The organism is Wohlfahrtiimonas sp. XWW7 (assembly GCF_056716055.1).
The window spans coordinates 1-18,809 of the sequence record NZ_CP168033.1 but is presented as its reverse complement, the minus strand read 5'-3'; the positions used below and the strand labels follow the sequence as shown (position 1 = coordinate 18,809).

The 18,809-nt window shown below is 32.9% G+C and carries 22 protein-coding genes; 19 read left to right on the top strand and 3 right to left on the bottom strand.

The features are described 5' to 3' along the window. The first annotated feature begins 560 nt into the window (after nucleotides 1-560). The 5 genes from ACA100_RS12330 to ACA100_RS12310 all read left to right on the top strand — a co-directional run bounded on the left by ACA100_RS12330 (nucleotide 561) and on the right by ACA100_RS12310 (nucleotide 3,391). Complete coding sequence (locus ACA100_RS12330; RefSeq protein ID WP_481079189.1) at nucleotides 561-1,307, top strand: SprT-like domain-containing protein; 747 nt, start codon at nucleotides 561-563, stop codon at nucleotides 1,305-1,307. Between the two features lie 280 nt (nucleotides 1,308-1,587). Continuing rightward, nucleotides 1,588-1,809 carry a hypothetical protein gene (locus tag ACA100_RS12325; RefSeq protein WP_481079188.1) on the top strand — a complete coding sequence of 74 codons (222 nt, stop codon included), beginning with the start codon at nucleotides 1,588-1,590 and terminating at the stop codon, nucleotides 1,807-1,809. Nucleotides 1,810-2,386: 577 nt separating this feature from the next. Then, nucleotides 2,387-2,545, top strand: coding sequence for a hypothetical protein (locus tag ACA100_RS12320; RefSeq protein WP_481079187.1), 159 nt, complete (start codon nucleotides 2,387-2,389; stop codon nucleotides 2,543-2,545). A 21-nt stretch (nucleotides 2,546-2,566) separates the two neighbouring features. Beyond that, complete coding sequence (locus ACA100_RS12315) at nucleotides 2,567-2,755, top strand: hypothetical protein (protein ID WP_481079186.1); 189 nt, start codon at nucleotides 2,567-2,569, stop codon at nucleotides 2,753-2,755. A 6-nt stretch (nucleotides 2,756-2,761) separates the two neighbouring features. Continuing rightward, nucleotides 2,762-3,391 (top strand): recombinase family protein, encoded by a 630-nt coding sequence (locus ACA100_RS12310; protein WP_481079185.1) that lies wholly within the window; start codon nucleotides 2,762-2,764, stop codon nucleotides 3,389-3,391. Between the two features lie 104 nt (nucleotides 3,392-3,495). On the opposite strand, the gene ACA100_RS12305 is transcribed toward ACA100_RS12310, so the two are convergent. Further along, on the bottom strand, nucleotides 3,496-3,873 hold the full coding sequence (locus ACA100_RS12305; RefSeq protein ID WP_481079184.1) for a hypothetical protein: 378 nt from the start codon (nucleotides 3,871-3,873) through the stop codon (nucleotides 3,496-3,498). A 230-nt stretch (nucleotides 3,874-4,103) separates the two neighbouring features. On the opposite strand from ACA100_RS12305, the gene ACA100_RS12300 reads away from it, so the two are divergent. The 14 genes from ACA100_RS12300 (at nucleotide 4,104) to ACA100_RS12235 (ending at nucleotide 14,586) form a co-directional block, all read left to right on the top strand. Further along, the gene (locus tag ACA100_RS12300; protein ID WP_481079140.1) at nucleotides 4,104-4,256 is read left to right on the top strand and encodes a hypothetical protein; all 153 of its coding nucleotides are present in this window, start codon (nucleotides 4,104-4,106) and stop codon (nucleotides 4,254-4,256) included. A 475-nt stretch (nucleotides 4,257-4,731) separates the two neighbouring features. Next, on the top strand, nucleotides 4,732-5,388 hold the full coding sequence (locus ACA100_RS12295; protein ID WP_481079183.1) for a lytic transglycosylase domain-containing protein: 657 nt from the start codon (nucleotides 4,732-4,734) through the stop codon (nucleotides 5,386-5,388). Nucleotides 5,389-5,637: 249 nt separating this feature from the next. Beyond that, nucleotides 5,638-5,919 carry a TrbC/VirB2 family protein gene (locus tag ACA100_RS12290; RefSeq protein ID WP_481079182.1) on the top strand — a complete coding sequence of 94 codons (282 nt, stop codon included), beginning with the start codon at nucleotides 5,638-5,640 and terminating at the stop codon, nucleotides 5,917-5,919. A 1-nt stretch (nucleotide 5,920) separates the two neighbouring features. Beyond that, nucleotides 5,921-6,220, top strand: coding sequence for a VirB3 family type IV secretion system protein (locus tag ACA100_RS12285; protein WP_481079181.1), 300 nt, complete (start codon nucleotides 5,921-5,923; stop codon nucleotides 6,218-6,220). Then, nucleotides 6,217-8,661, top strand: coding sequence for a VirB4 family type IV secretion/conjugal transfer ATPase (locus ACA100_RS12280; protein WP_481079180.1), 2,445 nt, complete (start codon nucleotides 6,217-6,219; stop codon nucleotides 8,659-8,661). The genes ACA100_RS12285 and ACA100_RS12280 overlap by 4 nt, the downstream gene beginning before the upstream one ends. Then, entirely contained in the window at nucleotides 8,658-9,338 is a 681-nt protein-coding gene (locus ACA100_RS12275) for a type IV secretion system protein (protein WP_481079179.1), read from the top strand. Before ACA100_RS12280 ends, ACA100_RS12275 begins: the two co-directional genes overlap by 4 nt. An 11-nt stretch (nucleotides 9,339-9,349) precedes the next feature. Continuing rightward, a complete protein-coding gene (locus ACA100_RS12270; RefSeq protein ID WP_481079178.1) occupies nucleotides 9,350-9,565 on the top strand; it encodes an EexN family lipoprotein in 216 nt (71 codons plus the stop codon). A 12-nt stretch (nucleotides 9,566-9,577) separates the two neighbouring features. Next, entirely contained in the window at nucleotides 9,578-10,423 is an 846-nt protein-coding gene (locus tag ACA100_RS12265) for a TrbL/VirB6 family protein (RefSeq protein WP_481079177.1), read from the top strand. A gap of 77 nt (nucleotides 10,424-10,500) precedes the next feature. Continuing rightward, nucleotides 10,501-10,653 (top strand): hypothetical protein, encoded by a 153-nt coding sequence (locus ACA100_RS12260; RefSeq protein WP_481079176.1) that lies wholly within the window; start codon nucleotides 10,501-10,503, stop codon nucleotides 10,651-10,653. Between the two features lie 2 nt (nucleotides 10,654-10,655). Beyond that, nucleotides 10,656-11,345 carry a VirB8 family type IV secretion system protein gene (locus tag ACA100_RS12255; protein WP_481079175.1) on the top strand — a complete coding sequence of 230 codons (690 nt, stop codon included), beginning with the start codon at nucleotides 10,656-10,658 and terminating at the stop codon, nucleotides 11,343-11,345. Nucleotide 11,346: 1 nt separating this feature from the next. Further along, nucleotides 11,347-12,165, top strand: a complete 819-nt coding sequence (virB9, locus tag ACA100_RS12250; protein WP_481079174.1) for a P-type conjugative transfer protein VirB9 — start codon at nucleotides 11,347-11,349, stop codon at nucleotides 12,163-12,165. A 13-nt stretch (nucleotides 12,166-12,178) separates the two neighbouring features. Next, nucleotides 12,179-13,264, top strand: a complete 1,086-nt coding sequence (virB10, locus tag ACA100_RS12245) for a type IV secretion system protein VirB10 (protein ID WP_481079173.1) — start codon at nucleotides 12,179-12,181, stop codon at nucleotides 13,262-13,264. Next, nucleotides 13,254-14,297: a P-type DNA transfer ATPase VirB11 gene (gene virB11 / locus ACA100_RS12240; protein ID WP_481079172.1), complete on the top strand. Its 1,044-nt coding sequence runs from the start codon at nucleotides 13,254-13,256 to the stop codon at nucleotides 14,295-14,297. The genes virB10 and virB11 overlap by 11 nt, the downstream gene beginning before the upstream one ends. Continuing rightward, the gene (locus tag ACA100_RS12235; protein WP_481079171.1) at nucleotides 14,290-14,586 is read left to right on the top strand and encodes a hypothetical protein; all 297 of its coding nucleotides are present in this window, start codon (nucleotides 14,290-14,292) and stop codon (nucleotides 14,584-14,586) included. Before virB11 ends, ACA100_RS12235 begins: the two co-directional genes overlap by 8 nt. 67 nt (nucleotides 14,587-14,653) lie before the next feature. Here the strand turns inward: ACA100_RS12235 and ACA100_RS12230 are convergent, their stop codons facing one another. Together ACA100_RS12230 and mobF are read right to left on the bottom strand one after the other, a co-directional pair. Continuing rightward, nucleotides 14,654-15,172 (bottom strand): ATPase, T2SS/T4P/T4SS family, encoded by a 519-nt coding sequence (locus ACA100_RS12230; RefSeq protein WP_481079170.1) that lies wholly within the window; start codon nucleotides 15,170-15,172, stop codon nucleotides 14,654-14,656. A gap of 106 nt (nucleotides 15,173-15,278) precedes the next feature. Further along, entirely contained in the window at nucleotides 15,279-18,809 is a 3,531-nt protein-coding gene (mobF, locus tag ACA100_RS12225) for a MobF family relaxase (protein WP_481079169.1), read from the bottom strand.

Below are 18,809 nucleotides of genomic sequence, written 5' to 3'. Positions count from 1 at the left end.
AATTTTAGTAGGGGTACAGCTCCGACCTTTTAGGGGTACAGCTCCGACCTTTTTAGGGGTACAACTCCGACTTTGCATAAAAAGTAGTCAAATTGAATTTTAAAAGTGATCAATTAATGATCAAAAATAGGGGTACAGCTCCGACCTTTTTGGAGACATTAGGGGTACAGCTCCGACCTTTTTGGAGACATTAGGGGTACAGCTCCGACCTTTTCGGAAACATTAGGGGTACAGCTCCGACTTTTTTAGGGGTACAGCTCCGACCTTTTTTTTTAAAAATGTTATGTAACAAGTTGAATATTAATATTTATTTTGCATATATAATTTTGCCTTACTATCTTCTAACTACTCTAACTATCTTCTAACTAGCATCACATACCATTTACCATTTATAATGTAGAATCTCACCATTCATGAAACGGCATCTCAATTCGTGAAACCAAATCTCAATTGATGAAACGAAATCTCACAATTCATGAAACCAAATATGACAAAACAATTTTATATTTTAATTGTAATATCAATTACAATATTTAAAACAATAACTGGAATGAATAATCATGCAAATTTATGACGAGCTTTACCAAGCATATAATTTTTTCAATGAGAAACTCTTTGAAAATAAATTGCCTAAATGTTTAATCACTCTTCAGAGGAAAAAACAAACATTAGGTTATGTATCGTATAAACGATTTGTGAACAAAGATGGAGAAGTAGCAGATGAATTAGCAATGAATCCTGTTTATTTTGGTGTTAGAACCATTAAAGAAACACTTTCTACATTAGTTCATGAAATGGTACATATTTTACAAGCCGTGGAAGAAACAGCGGGGCGGGGTGGCTATCATAATAAAAAATGGGGTGATAGCATGGAAAAAATAGGATTAATGCCTAGCCATACTGGGCGTGAGGGTGGGAAAAGAACTGGTGATCAAATGTCACATTACATCATCAAAGGTGGATTATATGAATTAGCCTGTGAAGAGTTAATAACTGAAGAATTTAGATTATCTTGGGCTGATAGATTCCCTCCAGTAAAAGAAGCGCTCATATCAACTCTACGAGGTGATGATGAAGAGTTGGAAAATGAAGATGTAATCTTAACAAGTGGTTTTTCATTAAAAGATTTAGTTTCAGACGAACCTAAACAAGAATCAACAAGAGTTAAATACACATGCCCTACATGTCATCAAAATGCTTACGGTGGAAAACACATTAAATTAATCTGTGGCGTTGATAAAGTTGAAATGTTAGTTAATGAAAAACCAACTTATAAAAAATATGAGCCAATGGGGGATCAAGAATAAAACAACTAACGCTCTTCGATTGTTGGATCGAATTTTTATGACGATTATAAATCCTCAAAAAAATTCAATCTTGTAACTGACTACAATGTTGCAGCGAAACGTTTTCTTGTTTAGCAGCAACATTGCAAAACAACTTTACAGAGATATATTAAACAATTTTTAGAATATGTTTTTAAAAAAACGTTTTTAGGGTATGTTTTAATTATAAAAAATGCTACTATTATTTGAACCTTTTAGGGTTTACCCTAAAAAATTAACAACTGATAAGAGGAATTGATAAATGAATACTTCAAACAATGTAGAACAATTAGAAATAATTAGAAAAGATGCTGAGACTAAAGTATTAGAAATTTTGCCTAATTGGATTGGTACTGACAGTGAAACAAAGCACATAAGAGCTTCTATACAAGCCTTAGCAATATTAAATGGCAACATGGCTGTAAATAACCAATTACTACTTGATCAACTTGAAATAATGAATAACAAGGTAGGTGATTCATGATTTTGTATATATTTTTCTTAATTTTGGCATTGGGTGGTTTAATATTTTTTATCATTTCAAACGATTTTTAAAAAAATCTATTAAGAATAAAGGAATCATTATGATTATCTCAACAACACTATTATCACTAACCCTTTTTTCCTATTTCTTGCACATGTATTTTTCATCTAAAAAGTGCGTTGCTAATAGCCAAGAGGAACAAGATACATTTTTTAATTATTCAAGATGGAGCATTAAAACATCTATGTTTTTTGCTTTAGCTTCCGCAATCTATATTTCAATTATTTTATAAAAAGGTGAATCGTGATGTCTAAAATTAATTTGTTAGATAGATTTATTCATTGGGCAGATACTCCCCGTGGCATTAAAGTTATTCGTATCATGAATATTATTAATTCATTTATATCAATAACAATGTTTTTATTAATAGCCTTATGCATTAGTGTTCCACTATATTTTATGGGATATAACTTATTTCTATGCATAGGTGTGTTCATTGTTACATTCATGTTTTTCTATAGCATCTATCAATTCATGATGAATAGGTAATTGTCATCATTTCTTCAGGGGATTATGTATGGTCACAACATTGATCACTGTAGCGGTGTCAGGAACGTTCATGGCGGTTATTTTTTTAATTATGATGCCTGAAAAGATTAAGTTTCTAAGTGGTTTTTATTTTAGCTTCTTATCTGTTGTTGCCATTAGTGCCAGTGTTATTCAACTTTATGGATAAGTTATAGGAGAATATTTAGATATGATCTATTTTGTTATGCTTCCGTTCATCGGCTTTGGCGTTTTGTATGGCATTAAATATTTTATGCGTTCAATGCAGAATATGGATCGTGTAGACGGTTTTGTTTTTAATCCGACCATATCTACACCATTTGTATTTTTATTCATTTTATGGGCTATTGCAGAGCTTGTAGCGCCATTTTTTAATTAGGTTTGTATGAAAGTTGCTAGAATTTACATGCGAGTGAGTAGCCAGGATCAAAATATTGATCGTCAACGTTCATTAATTGATGAAGCAAAAGCAAAAGGTTTTTACGTTGCAGGTGTATATGAAGAATCTGCATCAGGCGCAACAAGAGACCGAATAGAGCTAAATCGTTTACTTAATGATCTTCAGGTAGGGGATGTGGTCATTGCCGAAAATATCGACCGTATAACGCGTTTACCGCTTGAAGAAGCTGAAAGCCTATTAGAAGAAATTAAGAGCAAAGGCGCGAAAATTTGTGTGCCAGGTTATTTTGATATTGATGATCTTTTGGAACACCAAGATGATGTTGGAAAAATTATCTTAGAAGCTGTGCAAAAAACAGTGATTAAAATCTTACTTAAACAAACTGAAGCTGATTACAATTTAAGAAGAGAGCGCCAACGACAAGGTATAGATAAAGCCAAAAAACGTGGGATTTATACTGGGCGCAAACCTAATGTTAAAATGCATGCAAAGATTGAAGCTATGTTAAACACTGGATCAACTGTGGCAGAAGTTAAAAATATTTTAGGCTGTTCCGAATCGCTAGTTAGAACTGTACGAAAAAATTTGGACGAAAAAAAAGACAGGACGGAATAAACATAAAAATTTTTAGCTCTTTGATTAACTAGATTACTATGAGAACTCGTCCTGCCGTGCGGGATTATACCAAAAATAAAGGGCAATTTCCATTGCCCTTTTTGTTAAATGTTTTTTAATTTATCTCGATGTTGCTGAAGAAAGTTAGTTACAGTTTTTTCAAAGTTTTCAAAATCAACAGAAGAGTATCTCGAATAAGCCTCACCGAATTTATGCCAGGCATCATGAAATTTAATACGGTTAGTTTCTAGTGCATCATCATCATAATCAAACTCAATTGTGATACTGAAAGTGTGCTCAAACGCTTCAATAATGATTGTTGGTGTGATTAAACCGTTATGCCCCCAATAGTCCAATCGTTCTTCTTTGACTAGCACAATTTTATTGGGTTCATCTGATTCAATGTTCACATTAAATACGTTGTCCAAAGATGCCAATCTATATGCCACATGAATAGCTTTTGTAAAAATTATAGCGTTCATAATCAATCCCTACCTAGTTAATCAAAGAAGTTAAGCCAATTGCTTAACATGTGATACATTATACAGTACAGTATAATAATGTCAACGACTTTATGCACCAAAATACAAAATAAATGCAGTGTTTATCAGGCTTCCACGCCATGCGAACCCGCGCCCACAAAAAACGGCAATCACTTTCTATCTGGAAGAGGCACGCCGTAGGCATTGCGCTTTAGCGCAACATGGATTGAATGATCTTAGCTGAAGTAACATTTCGCCCTTTGGGGCTATCACTTCCTAGAGCTGTTGTCGGCATGAATCTGATAAACGCATCGGCAGAGGAAAAGCAAGGGCGGGCAAAAGTGTTGCAGCACCAAAAACGGTTTTTTGTTTTTGGGCCGTAACACGTAAAGTTTTTGGGGCTTCATCCCAAAAAGTTTTTTGCACGTATATTTACCCTTGCTTTTGTGATGACGTAAATGCGTTCAGATTCGTTCATGCGACAACCTCGGGGAAGTAGTTTGCCCTGGCTATGTACTGAAAGCGTTAAGAGATCATGACAACGTGGCAACTACTTTGATTCAGGGCAGTGATTAGCATTGCTGCTAAACGATTTATCGTTTGGCCGTAATGCGGGCGGGAAACTATTGTTAAGTTTTATTTAAAAATTTGGCGGTATTATTTTAAGAAATAACATAGAATACAACCTGTTTTATGTTTCAACCATTAAACAAAATGTTTATAATTATTGTATTTTATTTATTAAAATTAATAGCTTATAAGCTGTTTAAATTTGTTTAATATAATCAAAATTAAAATTTGATTTGGTGAATCTATTTGGATATAATAACACACAATCTTTGATTAGTAGATATTGAGATGAAACTTAAAAATAAAAATTTTTTACTTGTTACTCACATAACATCATTACTTTTTGTTAGTAATACTTCTTATGCTAAAGAAAATCTCAATGACCTGTACTTAAAATGTACCCAACAAAAGATTGAGCTTGATGTGATGAAAGCGATTATCAAAACAGAATCAAGTTTTAATCCTTTTGCTATTGGCATTAACACTAAAAATCATTCTATTAAGCAACCTACAACATTAGATGAAGCAAAAATAACAATGAAAAGCTTACTTGATAATGGTATCAATTTTGATACTGGATTAGGTCAAATCAATGTTAAGAACATGGGGTGGTTAGGGTTAAATGCAGACAATATTTTTGATCCATGCAACAACATTCGCGCACTTGAAGATGTTTATTTAGAGTGCCGTAGACAATCAACATCTAGTGATCCAACTCAACAAAGAGACGAAGCGTTAAGTTGTTATAACACTGGGTCGTTAGTGCGTGGGTTTAATAATGGGTATGTAGCAAAAGTTTTGAAAAATTTAACTAATTCGGGGGATATACAGATCGCTAAAGTAACAATGGAAAAAGCGGTGTTTGAAATTAAAAAGCAAGATGTATTTAAAGGTAAACTAAATGATGTTTTCTTACCTAAAAAGACATCGGACAATGAGACTTAATTTACTAGACACCACAAAATTAATTGACAAATACAAGTCGCTAATAGGGCAACTTTATATTGTAAGAGTAGAGGATAACTTCGTTTTACGAATGGAGTTAATAATTAAAGGTAAAACGTTTCTATATGGAAACAAGTTACAACGAGGAGGCGAAAGGAAATGGAATGATCTAACACGTTTAGTGTTATTTGTAGAACAAAATTTTGAAGTAAAAACAGTTACAGTATTTTTATAATTAGGAAAATTGAAATGACATTTTTAAAAAAACATTACGAAAAATTGATGATCACAATGATTATTTTTGCAATGGGCAATAGCGCTGTTGCTCAAGGTTTAGCAAAGGCTAAATCATCTTTAGAAACATTTAAAACAGACTTGATGACAATAGTTCCAATTATCTGTGTTGTAACTATCATTGTTGCAGGTACCTTATATGCATTAAAAGTTATTCAGAAAGACTGGTTTGTCAATATTGTAGTTGGAATGATCGTAATTGGATCAGCATCAGGTATCGTTGGATGGTTTATCTAATATGAAACATAGCTACCCACTTTTTAAAGGTTGTACTCGTTTGCCGACAATGTTAGGTGTTCCTATTCAGGCTCTATTTTTTGCGTTTGTTGCTGTAGCAATTTTAGCTATGGGAATGAACAATCTTTTGTTGTGGGGGCTACTTGTTCCAATTATTTTAATTATGAGGTTAATTACAAAGAAAGACGATAAAAAGTTTAGAATTATTTCTTTGTGGTTTTCCTCTAAATTAACGAATCGAAATAAAGATTTTTGGGGCGGTAGTAGCTACGCAGTGCGAAAACCAAAGGGGATTAAATGAAAGAGCAATATATAAGCGACTTTTTACCTTTTCGATACCATGCAACAGATGACATTATTGTTTGTGAAAATGGTCATTTAATTTGTTCATTTAGATTAGAAGGTAAATCACATCAAACAGCATCTAATATACAGCTCACAAAATGGGCTGATGATTTAAATAATGCTTTGAGAACAGTTGGTGCAGAATATAGCAATGTTGCAATTTGGACGCATATCATTAGAAAGCAAGCGCCAGTAATTGAAGTTGATCAAAAACATAAGAATTATTTTGCAAAAAAATTTCATGAAAACTATATGTTAGGATTTTCTAACAATACGTTAATGATTAACGAGCTATATGTAACGTTAGTTTTTCGTAATAGTGGTAATGATGCAACTGTCGATTTTTTAAGTAAATTTGTTAAATTATCTGAAAAAGAAAAAAAACAGGATCAAGATGCTCGAATCGCTGAATTTGGTGATTTAATTGATACTTTTGAGCGTGCATTACATAGTTATGGTGTAGATCGTTTGAGGTATGTAGAAAGAAATAATGGAATTATGTTTTCTGAACCTGCTGAATTTTTTTCATATGTATTAAACAAAGAAAGTTTGAGTGTACCTATTACTCGCGATTATCTTTCTGAACAATTGCCACAAAATAGAATTATTTTTGATTCTCATGGTGAATATTTTGAAATCAAACAAATTGAAAAATCTATCTATGGCGGTATTTTAGAAATCAAAGAATATACAGAAGAAACATATGCAGGACAATTAAATCAATTATTAAATGTAAGTTTTGAATTTACATTTACTCAATCATTTACATTTTTGGATAGAGCATCATCCGCAGGTTTTCTTAATAGACAAAAAACTTATTTAGAAGATGCAAAAGATTATTCAGAATCTCAAATTAAGCAATTATCACAAGCTTTAGATGATGTCACATCGGGTCGTTATATCATGGGTGAACATCATACTGTTTTAAGCGTTTATGGAGATACTTTGCGTGATGTTTCATCTAATCTTGCAACAGCACGTAACATTTTTTCAAATGAAGGAATTATTGCTGTTCCAAGTGATTTGGCATTAGAAGCATCATATTGGTCACAATTTCCTGCTAATTGGAAATATAGAACAAGACCTAGTGTAATTACTAGCCAAAATTTTTTATGTTTTTCATCATTTAATAATTTCATGACAGGGAAGCCAAAAGGTAATCCTTGGGGTGATGCTTTAGCAATTTTGAAAACTACATCAGGAACACCTATTTTTTTTAATTTTCATTGTACTGCATTGAATGAAGATTCTCGTGGCAAAAGACCTTTAGGTAATACTTTAATTTTTGGTAAATCTGGTACTGGTAAATCTGTAATTTTAGCAACACTTTTAGTATTTTCATTAAAATATAATCCAAAGATAGTTGTTCTTGATAAAGATAGAGGCTTAGAGGTTTTAATTAGAGCAATTGGTGGTAAATATTCACCAATTATGGAAGGAGTACCAACTGGCTTTAATCCTTTTCAACTGCCTGATACAGAAAAGAACAGAGCATTTATTAAACGTCTATTAGTAATGTTAATTCAAACATCAGATCGAGTGTCGTCAAAAGATGAATATGAAATCAGTAATGCTCTTGATGCTGTATATTTGTTGGATCAATCAAGTAGAAATATTTCAACATTACTTGAAAATTTGAATGATGTTAGCACTTACGATAACACAAGTAATGATAAAGCATCTGTAAGAGAGCGTTTGGTTAAATGGTCAAGACTAGGCGAATATGGATGGGTGTTTGATAATGATGATGATATTTTAAATTTAAAAACACATCGTATTTATGGTTTTGATGTTACTGATTTTTTAGATAACAAAGACTTATGTGCACCAATTAATTTGTACTTAAATTATCGTATCAATGAAATGATTGATGGTGAACCATTCATTATGGCTATAGATGAATTTTGGAAAGCAATGATGAATGAATCACTTGCTAATGATGCATTTGATAATGCAAAAACTATCAGGAAAAAAAATGGTTTGATGATTTATTGTACTCAAGAGCCTGCTGACTTATTGAAATTTCAACAAGGTGAATCAATTGCAGGTCAATGTTCTACAACTATTTGTTTGCCTCATTCGTCTGCTAAATCTTCAGATTATGTTGATATGTTGAAACTTTCAGAAAGTGAATTTGAAACGTTTAAATTGCTAAATGAATCATCACGTCAATTTTTAATCAAACAAGGTGACGTTAAAGACTTTGAAAAAACAGAGTTTTTTACATCCGCAATTGCAACATTAGATTTACGAAAATGTTCAAAAGAGTTATCAATTTTATCTTCATCAGCAGATTTAGCTGAATTGGTGAACGGATTAATTAAAGAATATGGTAACAATCCTGAGGACTGGATTCCTCATTACTATAATGCCTTAGCAAAAGGAGTTGATTTATGAAAAAGAAATTAGTTATAGCAACATTGTGTGCATCTATGTGCATTTCTTTAAGTAGTGCCGTGACTGTTCATGATCCATTGCATACAGCGTTTACAATTGCTGAATCTGCAAAACAGATAGTAGAAATGAAAAATCAGTTAGAAGAAATGAAAAAACAGTATGAAAATGCTGTTAAACAGTTGGATGCAGTAAGTGGATATAAAAATTTTGGTGAAGCATTTGATGATTTAGCGCAAGTTCCCGATGAATGGAAAGACATTTATCAAAACGCAAGTAATAACAATGTTCAAGGTTTAATGGATAATATTTTAGAGAAAAATAATATTGGTAATAAAAGTAGTCAACAAATTGAGGACGAAATTAAAACTCGTATATTAGAACGTCAAGCTAAAGATTATGCAGTCGGCATTAAAACTTACGAAACAATAATTGGTAGAGTTGAACGCATTAAATCTATGCAAGAGAAAATTCAATCTACCCAAGATTTAAAATCTATAGCTGAATTACAAGCGAGTATTCAAAGTGAACAAGCATTAGTTCAAACAGATTTATCAAAAATTGAATTATTAAAAGCACAATCACAAAATGAAGCGGATTTGATTAATAGTCAAAAACAACAATATCAAGATCAGTTATTTTCTAGACAAGGAAAAAACTGGAAACCAAATATTAAATAAAGGAATTTAAAATGAAAAAATTATTAATTATCGGATTTGTAAGTGCTTTTTTAGTAGCTTGTTCATCTGAAGAAATTAAGTCTATAGAGTATTACAAAGAAAATCAGAAAGAAGCTGAGAAGGTGTTAAAAGAATGTAAAAAGAATACAGCAACTATGTCAGAGAATTGTAAAAATGCCGAGTTAGGTTTAAAACAACGTATGTTTTCACGTCCTAAAAATAATTAATAAAGGCTCATTATGTTTTCTGATTTTAGTGCATTAATAGCAGAAATTACACGCATACTGACTGTAGATAGTTCAGGTAGAATTATTACTGCGATTACACCAATTGTTACTATAGGATTTACATTGAGTTTGATAATGATGGGTATATTGTCAACATTTCAATTAATTAATAATCCTCTTAGTGAGATATTAAGAAAATTCTTCAAATGGGGAATTATTGTTTCTATCGCTTTATCTACTGCAAACTTACAATCATATGTTGTAGATAATATTTTGTCATTTCCAAACGATATCGGGAAACTATTCATAACAAATAGTACAGAGTATGAATCTGTACTAGATGCTATGTTAGAAAAATGCTGGACATTAGCTGAAGAGGCATTTAGTAAAGCAGGTATTGTCTTTGGTGATTCTGCTTTTTATGCATATGGTTTTTTAGTAATTTTAGGTGGTGCTATTTTAGTCGGTATAGGGAGTGTATTTATTTTTTCTTCGCAAATTATTTTAGCTCTTTTATGTGCTTTAGCACCTATTTTTATAATTTTATTAGCATTAGATGTAACGAAAGATTATTTCAACCGTTGGATACAACAAGTTGTTGTATATGTTTTAATTATTACATTAGTTAGCGTTGTATTTTCTTTCTTTATTGCAATGATGGTTAAACTTTTTGATTCAATTAGTTTTGAAGCAAAAGATTTTGATTTCTTCAAGTCATTAGGCTCATTAATTTTAATGTATGTAATGGGAATTGGTACTTTATTTCTGATACCAACAGTTTCAAATGGTTTGAGCGGATCAATTAGTGCTTTGCGTATAGGTACAGGAGGTAGACCCTCTACATCTGGTAGAAAATAATAATTAATAAAACTCTTATTAAATAAGAGTTTTATTATGGATTTTATAAATCAAATTTTAATTTTGAGGATTACAAAGTGAAAATTTTAAGTATAGGAATTATTGTGTGTTTATTAATGGGATGTTCTAGTCTTAATGCGCCAAGAGCACCTGAATATGGTGATTATAAATACAAAAAACGAGTAGTAGTTAATCAAACTATTCCTAGTGAAGTAAGAGTGAGAAATTAAAAATGGCAAAAAATAAAGGTATGAATAAAAAAGAAGTAGAGCAATATATTAATCAATCTAGGGGCATTGAGCGAGATTATATTGGAGAAATAGTTAAATCGCGTAAAATTGCTTGGAATATAGCTAAAATCGGTGGTGCTTTTGCTGTTCTAGGAATTGTTGCAGGAATCTTTGGATTATATCAAAAAACACCTGCTCCGCTTGTTTTACGAGTAAATGAATCAACAGGCAATGTTGAAATGATTTCAACTATGAAAGAAACTGAATATTCATACGGTGAAGTAGTTGATAAATTTTTTATTGGTGAATATGTTACAAAACGTGAATCATACAATTACTTCTTATTACAAGGAGATTATAACAAAGTTGTTGCTATGTCTGATTATGGTGTATTGACATCATATAATGCGTTATGGGATGCACCTAATAGTCCTGATAAAATTATTAATAATGACGGCTCTGTGATTGTTAATATCACATCTATTGTATTAAATCCTGAATCAAAATCAGCTCAAGTTAATTATAAACGACAATTTAGAAAGAACACTGGCGAAATTTACCCGTGGAAAAATTATATTGCAACTGTAAGTTATCAATATGTGAATTTACCAATGACTGAGGAAATGAGAATGATCAATCCCCTTGGCTTTAGAGTGACTGGTTATAGAATAGATGAAGTAATGGGAGAGTAATATGAATAATAGAATTGTTGCTAGTGTATTTGGTGTATTATTATTTTCATCAATAAACATTGCTCTAGCCTTAGATGAACCATCATCGTCAAAATATGATAATAGAATCAAAAGAACTGCTTATAATCGCAATGATGTTGTATCTGTAGATGGTGCCGTTGGTGTTGCAACACATATTGAAGTGGGCGAAGGTGAATATTATAAAGCACATGCATTTGGAGATGCATCTGCTTGGGAATTTGCAAATATTGATAATCACTTTTTTTTGAAACCTATTGCAGAACAAGCAGATACAAATTTGACAATTGTAACAAATAAAAGATCATACTATTTTAAATTGAACTTTCATTCTGATATGACAAAAAATGGTATTTATGCGTTATCTTTTGCATATCCCGAGGAGATCAGAAAAAAACAAATTGAACGTCAAAGAAAAACTAGAATTGAAAGAGAATTTAAAAAGTCTCAAGATAGACGAACATATAATATTGATTACACAATGGCTGGTGATATTGATATTGCTCCTATCAATATTTGGGATGATGGATCATTTACATATTTTAAATTTAAACAGAATGTAGATATGCCATCAATTTTCTTTTCAGAAATGAAAGGTCAAGAAGCAATAGTGAATAAAACGATTGATTCTAAAAATAATAATATTGTTATTGTGCATAAATTATTAAACCCAACTGATAAATGGATCATCAGAAAAGATAAGAAAGTTATGTCTATTTTTAAAGAATCTGATGCAAGAAATTTAAATGATAATTCATCTGGAACAATTACGAATTCTATTCGTAGAGAAATATTAAAATAAAGGAGTCATTGTAATGTCAAAAGAAGTAGATGCTATTGCAGTTGCTCAAACAACAGAAAATGATAACGTAGAACGTTTTGAGAATAAACGTTCATCTAAAGCGCAAAAAATTATAGCTGTTGGATTTCTTGTTATTTTTGGTGTAATTGGCGGTGTTATTTCATATAAGATGTTTCAAAGAGCTAAAATTGTTGATGAGAAACAAGAACAAGCTCCAACTTTTGTTAACACCAAAGAATTAAATATTGCACCAATATCTAAAAAAACACCTCCTCCTCAAGCTAATTCTGAACCTCCTCAAGATTATGGTACGCCTGAGTTACAATTATTAGATGATTTAACATTGAGAAGAATGGGTTCAAAGTTGATTGGTGACTTTCAACCGCCTGCAAGAACTGAGAATCAAAGTGGTAGTGCTTCAGAACAAACAGAAGATGTGGGCGGTGGTGCATTGGGTCAACAATTGCAACCATATCGTACAGTTGGTGCTAAAGCTCAAGTTATGATGAATCGTGACTATATGATTACACAAGGCACTATGGCTGAATGTATTCTACAAACTCAACTTGTTAGCACCGTTTCAGGTATGGCAGTTTGCTATACCTCAAGAGATATTTACTCGACAAATGGTCGTGTTAAATTGCTTGAAAAGGGGTCAAAAGTCGTTGGTTTTTATCAAGGTGGCATTAGTAAAGGTCAAAACAGAATTGGCGTTACTTGGTCTCGTGTTGAAACTCCAGAGGGCGTGATTGTCAATATTGATTCGCCTGGGACTTCAGCTTTGGGTTCGGCTGGTGTTGAGGGTAACGTAGATCATCATTTTTGGGAAAGATTCGGTGCTTCTATTATGATCAGCTTGTTTAATGATGGTATGGAAATTGTTAAAACAAGAGCTGAACAAGCGGGGCAACGTAAAGGTGATAACACTAACTATGGTTCAACCACGATTGAGAATACTCAAGATTTAGTAACTGAAATCTTTAGATCAACAGCAGATATACCGCCAACTTTATACGTTAATCAAGGAACACGAGTTTCAATCATTTTTGCGAGAGATTTAGATTTTACAGGAGTGTATAAATTAAGTTATGGCAACTAATACTAAAAACGTATCAATCCCACAATATATGCGTCCTATTCAACCTTTTTTGGATGATTCAAAAGTAACTGAGGTTGTGGTAAATAGACCCAAAGAAATTTGGGCAAAAACTTATGAGGGGTGGCAAAAGCACGATCTTCCTGAGTTTAATGAAAGCTTAGTAAAGGCTTTGATTGGAGCAATCGTTTCATATAATAAAGTCACAAATAGCTCAATTAATTCTGTGATCTTTCCGAACGGTGAACGTGGTGAAATTTGTCGTCCTCCTGCTTGTATAGATGGCACGTATGTTATGGCTATTCGTAAACATTCATCAAGTGTATATACGCTTGATGAATTGAAGCAACAAGGTACATTTAGTGACGTAGAGGATATGTCTTTTAATATCCTGGATGATTCAGAAATTGATACTTACTATAATACTCACAAAGCTACGGCTAAACGTATTTCTCAAGTTGATTGTGATTTACTGAAGCTCAAAAATTTAGATACTGTTGAATTTTTGCGTCAAGCTGTATTAGCCAAAAAAAACATTGTCATTGCAGGGAAAACAGGATCAGGCAAAACAACGTTTGCTCGATCTTTAATTGAAAATATTCCTTATGATGAACGTATTATTACAATTGAAGATGTGCACGAATTGATGTTAGAGAACCATAACAACAAAGTCCATTTGTTGTATGGTAGTGGCGATGGTAGATCAACGGCTGAACAATGTTTGAAATCATGTATGCGTTTATCACCTGATCGAATATTGTTAGCAGAGTTAAGAGGCGGTGAGGCTTGGGAATATATGAACTCATTAAATACTGGTCACCCTGGCTCTATCACAACAACTCATGCGGGCGGTGCATTTGAAACGTTTGATAGAATCACGCAATTGATCAAATCATCTAGCATTGGCTCAACATTGGATCGTGAACTAATCAAAGAGATTTTATTTAAAACATTGGATATTGCAGTTTGGATGCATAATAGAAAGATTAAACAAATCTTTTTCGATCCAATTCACAAAAGAGAAATGTATGAATAAAGATATAGAAATGCAGTTAATTAACATTGAAGATCATCTAAAAATGATCGACTTAGAAAGTCATCTTAGTGATCGTTGTTTACAACTTCTACGTGGTTTTAGTCAAAGCACCTTTAAAATGGAAGATGCGAATATTGCAGTGTTTAACTTGGTTCATGCTTCTAAAGATGATTTTTTAGAAAAGTCACTAACTGTATTGTTATCTGATATTAAAATTTATCTTCAGCAACCAAAAAAGATCCAAAGCGATTCTGTAGATTGGGGCGAATTTTTCAAATTGAATTACTAAACAACTAACCAATAAAAAAGCATCTTGATAGATGCTTTTTTTGTGCTTGTATTTTATCAAGTGATCACTAATTTTTTTTAAAAAAAGCCAAAGTATCTTCTAATGTTAGTGTGCTTTTATTAATTGTATCTTCAGTTATATTCAATGCTTGAGTAAGCTCTTTAATATTCTGTATAGGTGCTGTTTTTTTTGTAAAAATAACATTGTCTCCGAAAAATTGTAAGAGACTTTTATTATTAGCTAATTCATGCGGGTATGCTGTTAATACAAGGTTAGTTTGTCTATTGCTAATCATTTCTAATGAATTTAAAAATGATGTGAATGATTCGATTAGATTTTGAGTTTCAAAGATACTTTGACTTACAAGATCATCTATGTATATAGATAATGGCGTAGAACCTTTAGCCTGTTCCAACATAGAAGTAAAAATATTTTGATCTTTTAGATCATTCATAGTTAGGATGATCTCATTTGTGGAAACAGAAGATTTAATATTATCTAATAAAACTGACTTACCACTTCCAGTGTTGCCAACGATTAATAGATCACTGTGATTCTGTATGAGAGATTTTAAATTTTTGTTCATTGCTTTTTTCCTTAATTACTCTAATCAAAATATGTAACTTTAGTAATGGCTGCTATAACTCTAAAATAAAATTTTAGAGTTATGGCCAACATTACGATGTCGAAAATTATTCACCAAATCCTTTCTGCTTATCAGCCATTTGATGTTGTTTTTCTTGAACACTGTCACCTGCTTCTTTTTCTTTAGGTTCACGATGGAATACTTCTGACAATGATGCTATATCAACACTGCCACTACCGCCATTAATAAAGCTTCGGGCATTATTAACGTTGGACGCAACGAAACCATCTTTTTGCAATTCTTTCTCTTTCTCTTTTTTCTCTTTGTCATCTTTTGAATCATTAGAGCCAGGCGCTTTTGAATCATAGGATTGATCTGCTTTTCCATCTTTTTCAATAGATGGGGATTTGTCCATACCAACGGCATGTGCAACTTCTTTTTGAACGTTTTGTTGGATGCTTTGAACATCTTCAGCAAAGTTCTTTGTTGATTCACCAAGAGATTGCGCGTTCACTTCGTATGGATTGGTTTGTTTGTCCATGCCCTGTGGTTGATGCTGTTGAACCATATCAACGTAAGATTGAAAATCTGATTGATTTGATTGATGCTGTTGTTGTGGTTGCATTTGATCCATCATCTTAGCGTAATCATCGTATTCATTTGACATAACACTTTCCTTATTTATTTGTGGTTGCGTTGGCATTTCCACGGTTAATGTATCTTTTGGTGCTAAAGAATTTTCTTTAGCGATTATATCCTGTATTGCTACTGTTAAATTTTCTTTAGGTGCGTATTTGTTATTTATATCCTCCATTGTGTACTTGGGTGAATCATTGCTAATGATGTGTTGAATTTCTGCGCGTGATAAATCCTTAAACTGTGATAACTCGGTTGCACTAGCAGATAAACTGCTTTTACTAATAGATTCAGTTAATTTGTTAGGTGCTTCAGTAAATATCATTGCTTCATGTTTGGCTCGTGAAATCGCAACGTAGTATGTCTCTTTAGATGTTGTTGCAATTTCTGCGGGCATATCAATAATTACTCTGTCACTTGTTAAACCTTGTGAGCTGTGGACGGTTGAAACATAAGAGTAATCCGTATGTAATATTTTTGATTGATCTAGCTCTATTGTTTTATCCTGGTTAGAAATTGTAATTGATTGATCTTTAATACCTATAACAGTGAATCTGTCACCATTGGCAATATCAAGAGAAGCATCATTACGTGTGATTTTTATTTCTTCACCAATGGCAATATTCTTTTCTTTGATGTCATATACAGAAATATTTTTATTTATTGGATCAAATACGATTGGCTCTGCTTCTTTATTGAAATAGTCTCTAACTGTGATTGTCTTATCAACACCTGCATTGATAACTTCATAGGTGTTGCTTTCATACAAGCCCAATTTTGGATAATCAACTTCAACTTGTATTGCTTGACCAATTGAATAGTTGTTGCTGTATTGTCGCTGTTCTTGCGTTGTATCACTACGTTTTAGAGTGTCAAAAGATGCGTTTTGGTTACTTTCCATGTTGAGGTTGCCACGGATCATTTCATTAATGGAATCACGCGCAACGTTTGTGCCTGTAACAACGATAGTTTGTTTTCTATCTTCAGCACTTAATGATGTATAGGTGTCTGCAACCTGTCTTTCTCGTTCAGTATTATTTTTAATGCATGTAACAGATACATTGTCCAAAGATAGTTTTGCATCGCCTTTTACAATAGCTTCTACGGCTGTTTTTAGTTCCTGGTTCTTTTGTCGTAGGATTTCATCCATGACAACGGTTTGCATCCCATTATGTTGCAATTGGTAAAATGGTTTACCTGCTTCTACGGCTCTAGTTTGCTGAGTATCACCGAGAGATACAATTCTTGCACCATGTTCTTCAGCAATTTTCATTAATTGCTCATATTGTCGGGTTGGCACTAAACCTGCCTCGTCCAATACAATGACTGTCTTGTTATCAATATCCTTTTCTTTGGCATGTAAAAACGATGCCAGGGTTTTTGCTTCTATACCATCAGATTGCAAATTCTTTACCTGTGAAGCGTATGGGGCAAGCGCTTTAATTTTATAGCCGTTCTCTTCTAACATTGGTATTGCTGTTTGAAGCATGTAGCTTTTGCCCGTACCTGCTTTACCTTGAATACCAATATATTGATTAGTGGTTGTTAGGATAGTTTCAACGCTTTTCTTTTGTGTTGAGTTTAGCGATTTGGTTGCGAGTTTTTGCTGAAGCGTTATTTTGCTCATAATTGGATTAGCTTTTTGTCTGCCCTGCTCTTCCATTTTGAGTATGTTTAACTCACTTTTCATAGTTCGCTGCGTAACATATTTTGTCGGTAATTTTTGAAAACGTCCTTTGTCCAATGAAGTATTAAAAGCTTTATTCGCTTTAGATTCACTGTAAGCGTGATCCTTGATCAATTTATCAATCCATTGAGATTTAGTCATCGCAGTTTCATTTCGTGCATCTATGACCTTGTAGAGCGGTTCTTGCGCTATTAATTTTTTGCTATTTAATTGGTTAACAATTTCTTTATTGATACTCTCTTCAGTAGCAGAGCCAAGATTAAAATTAATCGCGTGCTCTAAAACCTCTTTATGAGATAAAACACTACTACGTTCATTGAGGTGATTGATTGAGTAATTGACTGCTCTTTGAGCAATCAATTCATTAGATAATTCTTTTTGTTCTTTGATCAGTGGATTATTTTTTTGAAAAGCACTTTTAGTTTCAACTGAATTGCTAAATTCAATCTTTAAATCTTTGGCGGTCTTTTCCCATACTTTTGCAATATCTTCGCGGGATAATGAATGGTCTTTAGATTTACGCGTAGCTAAATTTGCTATTTGCTTCTTCCCTGCACTGGCTGTTTCCCTTGTTAGGTTTTGTGATTCTAAATATTTTTCGATTTGAGCATTTCGATTAGAAAAGCCCTCAATTTGCTTGCGTGAAATATTCGCTAATTCAAAAAAACCGCCTTTCTCCTGGCGCAGTTCATATCCGCGCATCGTTAGTTCTTTTGCGAGTTCATTGCGATAAATCATGCCTAAATATTTGGTGTTTTTGATGATTTCATCATTCTTTAATGCTCGCCACGATCCATCAGCGCGTTTTGTTGCGTTCATGACGATTGCATGGGTATGTAGTTGCGGGTCTGATTCTCTATTGGTTTCATGTCTGTGTGTAGCAATAACGAGGTTATCCGTTTTTTCTAACACGGTTTTTCCGTTTACAGTTTTACGCGCATAAGCAAAGTTTTCGACCTCTTTTAATGCACGTTCAAGAGCCTTTTCATGGGCTTCGATCATTTGTATATCTTTTCCAACTAATGCTTGAATAGATACGCTTTTTGGGGCTGAAAATGTAAGATCAACCGCAAGCCTCTTTACTTGATCTTCACGAGAAGATTTATGTAATTGTTGATTTTCAAATTTGCCCAATAACAAACTTCCAAAGTCATCACGATCAACTGTACCACTTAGCCCAAGTTCTTCAGAACCTTTACCGAGCCACTTTGTACTATCAATATTTTCAAGGTAGTAATCGTCTCGACTATCAACATAGTACGCAACGGCAGAACCTACAGAGTTTGTATTAGTGATGACTTTGTGAGTTAGCAT

Coding starts and splice junctions, on each gene's coding strand:
- ACA100_RS12330 (WP_481079189.1), top strand. CDS start 561: ATGCAAATTTATGACGAGCTTTACCAAGCATATAATTTTTTCAATGAG.
- ACA100_RS12325 (WP_481079188.1), top strand. CDS start 1,588: ATGAATACTTCAAACAATGTAGAACAATTAGAAATAATTAGAAAAGAT.
- ACA100_RS12320 (WP_481079187.1), top strand. CDS start 2,387: ATGGTCACAACATTGATCACTGTAGCGGTGTCAGGAACGTTCATGGCG.
- ACA100_RS12315 (WP_481079186.1), top strand. CDS start 2,567: ATGATCTATTTTGTTATGCTTCCGTTCATCGGCTTTGGCGTTTTGTAT.
- ACA100_RS12310 (WP_481079185.1), top strand. CDS start 2,762: ATGAAAGTTGCTAGAATTTACATGCGAGTGAGTAGCCAGGATCAAAAT.
- ACA100_RS12305 (WP_481079184.1), bottom strand. CDS start 3,873: ATGAACGCTATAATTTTTACAAAAGCTATTCATGTGGCATATAGATTG.
- ACA100_RS12300 (WP_481079140.1), top strand. CDS start 4,104: ATGATCTTAGCTGAAGTAACATTTCGCCCTTTGGGGCTATCACTTCCT.
- ACA100_RS12295 (WP_481079183.1), top strand. CDS start 4,732: ATGAAACTTAAAAATAAAAATTTTTTACTTGTTACTCACATAACATCA.
- ACA100_RS12290 (WP_481079182.1), top strand. CDS start 5,638: ATGACATTTTTAAAAAAACATTACGAAAAATTGATGATCACAATGATT.
- ACA100_RS12285 (WP_481079181.1), top strand. CDS start 5,921: ATGAAACATAGCTACCCACTTTTTAAAGGTTGTACTCGTTTGCCGACA.
- ACA100_RS12280 (WP_481079180.1), top strand. CDS start 6,217: ATGAAAGAGCAATATATAAGCGACTTTTTACCTTTTCGATACCATGCA.
- ACA100_RS12275 (WP_481079179.1), top strand. CDS start 8,658: ATGAAAAAGAAATTAGTTATAGCAACATTGTGTGCATCTATGTGCATT.
- ACA100_RS12270 (WP_481079178.1), top strand. CDS start 9,350: ATGAAAAAATTATTAATTATCGGATTTGTAAGTGCTTTTTTAGTAGCT.
- ACA100_RS12265 (WP_481079177.1), top strand. CDS start 9,578: ATGTTTTCTGATTTTAGTGCATTAATAGCAGAAATTACACGCATACTG.
- ACA100_RS12255 (WP_481079175.1), top strand. CDS start 10,656: ATGGCAAAAAATAAAGGTATGAATAAAAAAGAAGTAGAGCAATATATT.
- virB9 (WP_481079174.1), top strand. CDS start 11,347: ATGAATAATAGAATTGTTGCTAGTGTATTTGGTGTATTATTATTTTCA.
- virB10 (WP_481079173.1), top strand. CDS start 12,179: ATGTCAAAAGAAGTAGATGCTATTGCAGTTGCTCAAACAACAGAAAAT.
- virB11 (WP_481079172.1), top strand. CDS start 13,254: ATGGCAACTAATACTAAAAACGTATCAATCCCACAATATATGCGTCCT.
- ACA100_RS12235 (WP_481079171.1), top strand. CDS start 14,290: ATGAATAAAGATATAGAAATGCAGTTAATTAACATTGAAGATCATCTA.
- ACA100_RS12230 (WP_481079170.1), bottom strand. CDS start 15,172: ATGAACAAAAATTTAAAATCTCTCATACAGAATCACAGTGATCTATTA.
- mobF (WP_481079169.1), bottom strand. CDS start 18,809: ATGCTAACTCACAAAGTCATCACTAATACAAACTCTGTAGGTTCTGCC.